Consider the following 2,434-nt stretch of genomic DNA (forward strand, 5'->3'; position numbering starts at 1 on the left):
TTGATGCTTGTGAATAGCTGCAAATCTCTTCCTATTTGTTGCAAATACCCTTTTATAAACCCGACTGTTTGTCTTAAACCAATTCTAAAGAAACTGACGATTATATGCACCAAAATCACAACTTTATCACTATAAATATAGTTGCCGCCCTGCATTTTTGGACAATTCTCGTACCAATTTTCTATGGCGTCATTGATATAACAAAAAATGCTTCCTCTTTCTTGGAGAAATTTGTTATATTCATGGCAGTTACTGACTCTCATTTTTTGTGGCATATTTTTTCTTCAACAGTTAAATGGCTATTTATAATGAATTTTGTCAGTAACTGCCAGTTCTTTTCACTTGAGCGATGCAACAAAGCCCACTGGGATCCAGAAAATTTGATTGTGTACTATACAACATTTTCGATTAAAAGCTGGATTCCAGTGTCAAGCACTGGAATGACATCACAGGGGCACTGGAATTTTTGTTTCAATATTTGTACATTAGCCATGCATCTGAACAGATACTGTAAATTAGCTATATTACATTAGCCCATCAGATGAGTTGTAATGGTTATAATTGTCTGATAAGTGATCTCTAACATCGTGACCTAACTCATTGGCATCAGGCTTAACTTCGTGATCTAACTCATTAGCATCGAGCTTAAACAAAGAAGGATTATCATCAGATTGTTGATTAGACTCTTTCTCTTTCGACCCAAATAACCATGAAAAGAGTGATGAGATAGAATCAATAATGGATTTAATTGTTGAAAAAATATTGGATAAGAAATTACTGGGTTGCTGAGTATCCTCTTCGGCTGATTCTGGTTCAGGCTCTTTTCCTGCTGTGTCATCCACATCTTCTTCAGGTTTACTTCTGCTTATAAGTGTCTTATCTAACCATTTGAATATATTCTTGTCTAGATTATGAAAATACATTTGACTTATCTCCTTATTTTCATCAACGTAAATCACTAAAGTTGTATTCTCATTCCCCAATCCATCACATTCACTAACGAGCGATTCATGAGAGTTCTTAATGTCTTTGATAAATTGAAGTTTTTCTTCTTCTGCTGAAAGATAATCTCTGTGTTCTGCTCTATAAGTGGTGCCTTTGTATTTAAAACTAAACATTGATTCACGATCTTCATATTCATCTAGTCCAGAATTCTTGACACGTTGTATAATTTGAAATTTCTCTGCTTCTGAAAGGTCCTTGAGGTATATACTACCAGTTGTATCTTTATATTTAAATTTAAACATCCATCCATGGTCTTCATATTCATCTAGTCCAGAACTCTTGACACGTTGTATAATTTGAAATTTCTCTTCTTCTGAAAGGTTTAGGCGGTATACACTACCAGTTGTACCTATGTATTTAAAAATAAAACTCCATCCATCGTATTTATATTCATCTACACCCATCTGCTTGCAAATAGCTTTATAATTTTTTTCTTCTACTTCTCGTCCAACAACATTTGCTATGAGTTCAGTATCCAGAATACTCAAAGTTTGGACTGTTGCCGATGGTGAAAAACACAATTGAAATATGTGGCCTAGCTCATGACCTAGAACAAAATCCATGGCACTTTGCTTATATGTCAGAATATTCTGACAATCTGTTACTCCTCGTGTAATATATCCTGGACCACCATCTTCATCTAAGCCGAGAAGATTGTTATACTTTGTATAATCGCTTCTATTATTAAAAATGTGAACCGTTATATTGTAACTTGCATTACTATTTTTCAAGCAAAACTTTTCTTTAAATGCTTCATAGGCAGTTTTAATGTCTGTTTCTATTTGGTTTTGTTCCTGCTCAGATAAGTTGTCGTATTTTATAGTACAATTTATATACCCGTATTTAACGGTAAAGCTGTTAGACAAAACATCATGTATATTTGTGGAAAAATAATTGAACTGCTTTGACTCAGCTTCCTTATACAATTGATGCCCATATTTATCCCTAGAATACTTTGGTAGTTTAGGTACTTTGGCAATTAAGTTTTTGTTACTATCAAAAAAAGAAATATCAGAATTACCAATCCTAAAATCCTTTATAGATTGCCCGCAAGTGCCATCATTTGCACAATCATGATTATCTTTCTTATTAAACCATGCGTTGGTGTATTTTTCCATTTTGATACCTCACTACCAAACCTTACTATATTATTATCTTGGTAAAAATCATAATAATTCGTTAACTTGTATTTTAAATCTGTATCAAATGTGCTTTTCTCGTAAGGTATCAATTGTGAAGTAATTAACTTTATTTGTTTAAAATTTTGCTAAAATAGCTCTTTTTATACTATGTTTTATATAGCTAAACTGACTTAGATTTACTGACAATTTGAAAAACAAAAATTCGTCATTCCGCTACTAGAGGTTGTCCGGAAACAAGTAAAAGGCTATAATATCTGAAATTTTAGTACGGGGTAAAGATGAGAAAA

Annotated in this window: 3 protein-coding genes; 1 reads left to right on the forward strand and 2 read right to left on the reverse strand. The window is 32.8% G+C overall.

Annotated elements, in window-relative coordinates; genetic code table 11:
- Positions 1 to 275, reverse strand: a 275-nt coding sequence (locus OZD62_RS05590; protein ID WP_274979003.1) for a transposase, incomplete at its 3' end; no start/stop codon positions are given.
- 33 nt (positions 276 to 308) lie between these two features.
- Here OZD62_RS05590 and OZD62_RS05595 point away from each other — a divergent pair.
- Positions 309 to 533, forward strand: a complete 225-nt coding sequence (locus tag OZD62_RS05595; RefSeq protein WP_094189588.1) for a WPE palindromic element domain-containing protein — start codon at positions 309 to 311, stop codon at positions 531 to 533.
- Here the strand turns inward: OZD62_RS05595 and OZD62_RS05600 are convergent.
- Complete coding sequence (locus OZD62_RS05600) at positions 525 to 2,123, reverse strand: hypothetical protein (protein WP_264374374.1); 1,599 nt, start codon at positions 2,121 to 2,123, stop codon at positions 525 to 527. The two genes, OZD62_RS05595 and OZD62_RS05600, sit on opposite strands and share 9 nt — an antisense overlap.
- Positions 2,124 to 2,434 lie beyond the last annotated feature (311 nt).

It is taken from the genome of Wolbachia endosymbiont of Drosophila seguyi, from assembly GCF_028981765.1.
GTDB classification, from domain to species: domain Bacteria; phylum Pseudomonadota; class Alphaproteobacteria; order Rickettsiales; family Anaplasmataceae; genus Wolbachia; species Wolbachia pipientis.